Consider the following 3941-nt stretch of genomic DNA (forward strand, 5'->3'; position numbering starts at 1 on the left):
CGACCGCCAACACCCCTTTGGAGACGCGCGCCCCCTCGCCCACCAAGTCGATGTAGCCCGCGTTGGTAACACGTCGACGGGCCCGGCACCGGCCGGGCCCTTCGACGTGTTCCCGCTAGAGCTCGCCGACGAGCAGGCCGCGGCGCAGGCGCGCGTACTCCTCGAAGGTGATGCGGCCGTCGCCGTCGGCGTCGGCCCGGTCGAAGGCGGCCGAGAGCCCGTCCTCGCGGATCCACAGGGTGCGGAACTCCTCGACGGTGAGCTCGCCGTCGCCGTCGTGGTCGGCGAGGTCGAAGGTGGCGCGCGACATGGGGTTCAGGACGCCGTCCAGCGCGCCCGTGCGCACCAGCGCCTGGAACGACTCGACGTACTCCTCCCTGCTGATGCGGCCGTCGCGGTCGGCGTCGAGGGCGTGGACGTGGGTGTCCCAGGCGTCGACGAACGCCTCGACGACCTTCTTCGCCTCGGGGGTGTCCGGCCGCGCGCCGGCCCGGTGGATGCGGTGCCGGGCCAGCGCGACGTAGTCGTCCCTGGTCAGGAAGCCGTCGCCGTCGGTGTCGAGGTCGTCGAAGTTGCGTTCAGCGCTGTCGCGCAGGAGCACCGGGTCCATCAAGCCTCCATGGTCACAGATCGTCATCGTCCTGTGACTCACCGTAACCTGTCGGTTCTCCGGAGGCCAGGCGCTCAGGCCAGCACCTCCTCCAGCGGCGACCACTCCAGGCCGTGCGCCTCGGCCACCGGCCGGCTGGTCAGGCGTCCCTCGTGGGTGCTCACGCCCGCCGCCAGGGCGGAGTCCGTACGGACCGCCTCGCGCCAGCCCTTGCCCGCGACCGCCAGCGCGTACGGCAGCGTCACGTTGGTCAGCGCGAACGTCGAGGTGTGCGGCACCGCCCCCGGCATGTTGGCCACGCAGTAGAAGACCGACTCGTGCACCCGGTACGTCGGCTCGGCGTGCGTGGTCGGCCGCGAACCCTCGAAGCAGCCGCCCTGGTCGATCGAGATGTCCACCAGCACCGAGCCCGGCTTCATCCGGCTCACCAGGTCGTCGGTGACCAGCATGGGCGCCTTGGCCCCCGGCACCAGGACCGCGCCGATGACCAGGTCCGCCTCCAGCACGGCCTTCTCGACCTCCAGGGTGTTCGACGCGACCGTCTGGCAGTGGCCCTGGTAGATCATGTCCGCCTGGCGGAGCTTGTCGATGTTGCGGTCGAGGAGCAGCACCTCGGCCTGCATGCCGAGCGCGATGGCGGCGGCGTTCATGCCGGACACCCCGGCGCCGATCACCACCACGTTCGCCGCCCGTACGCCGGACACGCCGCCCATGAGCACGCCCCTGCCGCCCTGCGAGCGCATCAGGTGGTACGCGCCGACCTGCGGCGCCAGCCGTCCCGCCACCTCCGACATGGGGGCGAGCAGGGGCAGCGAGCCGTCCTTGTTCTGCACGGTCTCGTACGCGATGGCCGTGACGCCCGAGTCGAGCAGGGCCCTGGTCAGCGGGCCCGAGGCGGCCAGGTGGAGATAGGTGAACAGGATCTGGCCCTTGCGCATCCGGTGGTACTCCTCGGCCACCGGTTCCTTCACCTTCATGATCAGGTCGCACGTGGCCCACACCTCGTCGGCGTGCGGCGCGATGACGGCGCCCGCCGCGGCGTAGTCGTCGTCCGGGACGGCCGAGCCGAGGCCCGCCTCCCGCTCGACGTGGACCTGGTGCCCGTGGCGTACCAGTTCGTGGACGCCCGCCGGGGTGAGTGCGACGCGGTATTCGCTGTTCTTGACCTCGCGGGGAACTCCGACCTTCATGGGGTCATCCCTCGTTCGCGTGGAAAGTTGCCGACAACCTGCGTTCTCATTTCCATTTTTCCTCCGATCTCACGGAAAGGTGAGGATTTTTCGGCTGATTACCCCGCTGCTCCCCGTCCTCGATAAGCTCACCGGCAGCCCGAACGTCAGGATGGGGTCGTCAACGATGGACAAAGCGGTAGAGGCGCCTCCCGCGGAGCCGGAAGAGCCGGCCGAGCCGAGGGCCAGCCGTCTCACCACCATCGTCCTGACCGTCTCCCTCGTGCTCGTCGTCGCCGTCGCGGGCGTGCTCGGCACGGTCGCCGTCCTGATGACCAGGAGCCCCAACAGCCCGCTCCTCGGCGGCGCGCCGCCGCAGCGCCTGGCCACGCCCCTGCACTTCGCGCCGGTCAAGGAGACCAAGACCGCGCCCTGCCCCGGCGACCCGGCCGTGCTCGACGAGCAGCAGACCACCTGTTACCTCCTGGAGGACGGCGTCACGGTCGGCGCCGTGCAGCGGATCGAGGCCGTCCGGGGCAGTGACGGCTCGTACTCGGTGCGCATCGCCGTCGCGCCCGTCTTCAAGGACCGGCTGGTGCGGCTCATCGACGAGCTCCAGCCCACGCAGCGGCAGCTCGCGATCGTGCTGGCGCCCGAGGGCGAGCAGACGCCCAAGACGGTCCTGGCCGCGCCGGTCGTCACGCAGAGCATGGACGGCGACAGCCTGAGCATCGCGGGCCTCACCAAGGAGGACGCCGACGCGCTGGTGACCCGCATGCTCGGCACGCCCGCGTCGCAGCCCGGGCAGCCCCAGCCGTCCCAGCCGGCCACGGACCAGCAGCCCCAGCAACCCGCGGACACGGGCCAGGGCACCGTGACCACCGGCCCGACCACCGGTCCGACCACCGGCCCGACCACCGGTCCGACCACCGGCCCGACCACTGGCTCCACCACAGGCCCGACCACCGGCTCGACCGCCCCCGCGGGCGTCGGGCGCGTCCCCGACAAGCGCTACGCGAGCTGCAAGGAGGCCCAGGCCGCCGGCGACGGCCCCTACACGCGCGGAACGCATGAGGAGTACTCCTGGTATCCCGACCTCGACGGCAACGGCGTGGCCTGCAACAGCGGTGACATCCGCTAACCGAACAGAGCCCGGAGGCCGTCGATCCCGAAGTAGGCCAGGAAGACCAGCGAGACGGCCCACAACAGCCACGGGATCTCCGCGAAGCGTCCCCGGGCCGCCTTGATCAGCGTGTAGGAGATCACCCCGGCCCCCACCCCGTTCGTGATCGAGTACGTGAACGGCATCAGCGCGATCGTCAGGAACGCCGGTATGGCCAGCTCGATGTCCGTCCACGGCACGTTCTTGGACTGCGTCATCATCAGCGCCCCGACCAGCACCAGCGCGGGGGCCGCCGCGGCCGCCGGGACCACCGCGGCGATCGGCGTGAACAGCAGCGTCAGCCCGAGCAGCGCCCCGGTCACGACGCTGGCCAGCCCGGTGCGCGCCCCCTCTCCCACACCGGCCGCCGACTCGACGAAGACGGTGTTGGCCGAAGCGCTGACCGAACCGCCGATCATGCCCGCGACGCCGTCCACGGTGAGGATGCGGCCCAGCCGCGGCACCCGTCCCACCTGGTCCACCAGCCCGGCCTCGTCGCTGACGCCGATGATCGTGCCCATCGCGTCGAAGAAGCCCGACAGCACCAGCGTGAACAGCACCACGGTCGCGGTCAGCGCGCCCGCCCTGACGAACCCGCCGAACAGGTCGAACTGCCACACCAGCCCGAAGCTCGGCGCCGAGACCAGGGACTCGGGCATGTGCGGGACCACCACGCCCCACTCCTCGGGCGGGATGGGGACCACCGAGTTGACCAGGACGGCCAGGATCGCGGTGACCGCGATGCTGATGAGGATGGCGGCCGGGGTCCTGCGCACGTACAGGACGATCATCAGCAGCAGGCCGGCGCAGAAGAGCGCGGCCCGCCCGCCCGGGAGGGGGGCGGGCGCGCCGCGCAGCACCGGCGGGCCGCGAGCCCCGGCCACCCAAACCCCCGCCCCCCCCCCCCGGCACTGCCCAAACGGCGGCCCACGATAAATTCGACACCACCAACACCACCCAGCAGAAACAACACCAGCACGCAATAAACCCCCACCCCAAC

General features: G+C 71.2%; 4 protein-coding genes. 1 reads left to right on the forward strand and 3 read right to left on the reverse strand.

Features of this window, described 5'->3' with window-relative positions; genetic code table 11:
• Positions 1 to 115: 115 nt before the first annotated feature.
• The gene (locus tag AB0J97_RS51500; protein WP_364104772.1) at positions 116 to 610 is read right to left on the reverse strand and encodes an EF-hand domain-containing protein; all 495 of its coding nucleotides are present in this window, start codon (positions 608 to 610) and stop codon (positions 116 to 118) included.
• A 74-nt stretch (positions 611 to 684) separates the two neighbouring features.
• Complete coding sequence (gene ald / locus AB0J97_RS51505; RefSeq protein ID WP_364104775.1) at positions 685 to 1800, reverse strand: alanine dehydrogenase; 1116 nt, start codon at positions 1798 to 1800, stop codon at positions 685 to 687.
• A gap of 166 nt (positions 1801 to 1966) precedes the next feature.
• On the opposite strand from ald, the gene AB0J97_RS51510 reads away from it, so the two are divergent.
• Positions 1967 to 2920: an excalibur calcium-binding domain-containing protein gene (locus AB0J97_RS51510; RefSeq protein ID WP_364104778.1), complete on the forward strand. Its 954-nt coding sequence runs from the start codon at positions 1967 to 1969 to the stop codon at positions 2918 to 2920.
• Here AB0J97_RS51510 and AB0J97_RS51515 read toward each other — a convergent pair.
• Positions 2917 to 3825: an NCS2 family permease gene (locus AB0J97_RS51515; protein WP_364104781.1), complete on the reverse strand. Its 909-nt coding sequence runs from the start codon at positions 3823 to 3825 to the stop codon at positions 2917 to 2919. The genes AB0J97_RS51510 and AB0J97_RS51515 overlap by 4 nt on opposite strands.
• Between the last annotated feature and the right edge of the window lie 116 nt (positions 3826 to 3941).

The sequence above is a fragment of the Nonomuraea sp. NPDC049607 genome, assembly GCF_040675375.1.
Classification (GTDB): Bacteria; Actinomycetota; Actinomycetes; order Streptosporangiales; family Streptosporangiaceae; genus Nonomuraea.

Excerpts from the sequence above, each read along its gene's own strand:
- ald (WP_364104775.1), bottom strand. The coding sequence starts at position 1,800 with ATGAAGGTCGGAGTTCCCCGCGAGGTCAAGAACAGCGAATACCGCGTC.
- AB0J97_RS51510 (WP_364104778.1), top strand. The coding sequence starts at position 1,967 with ATGGACAAAGCGGTAGAGGCGCCTCCCGCGGAGCCGGAAGAGCCGGCC.
- AB0J97_RS51500 (WP_364104772.1), bottom strand. The coding sequence starts at position 610 with ATGGACCCGGTGCTCCTGCGCGACAGCGCTGAACGCAACTTCGACGAC.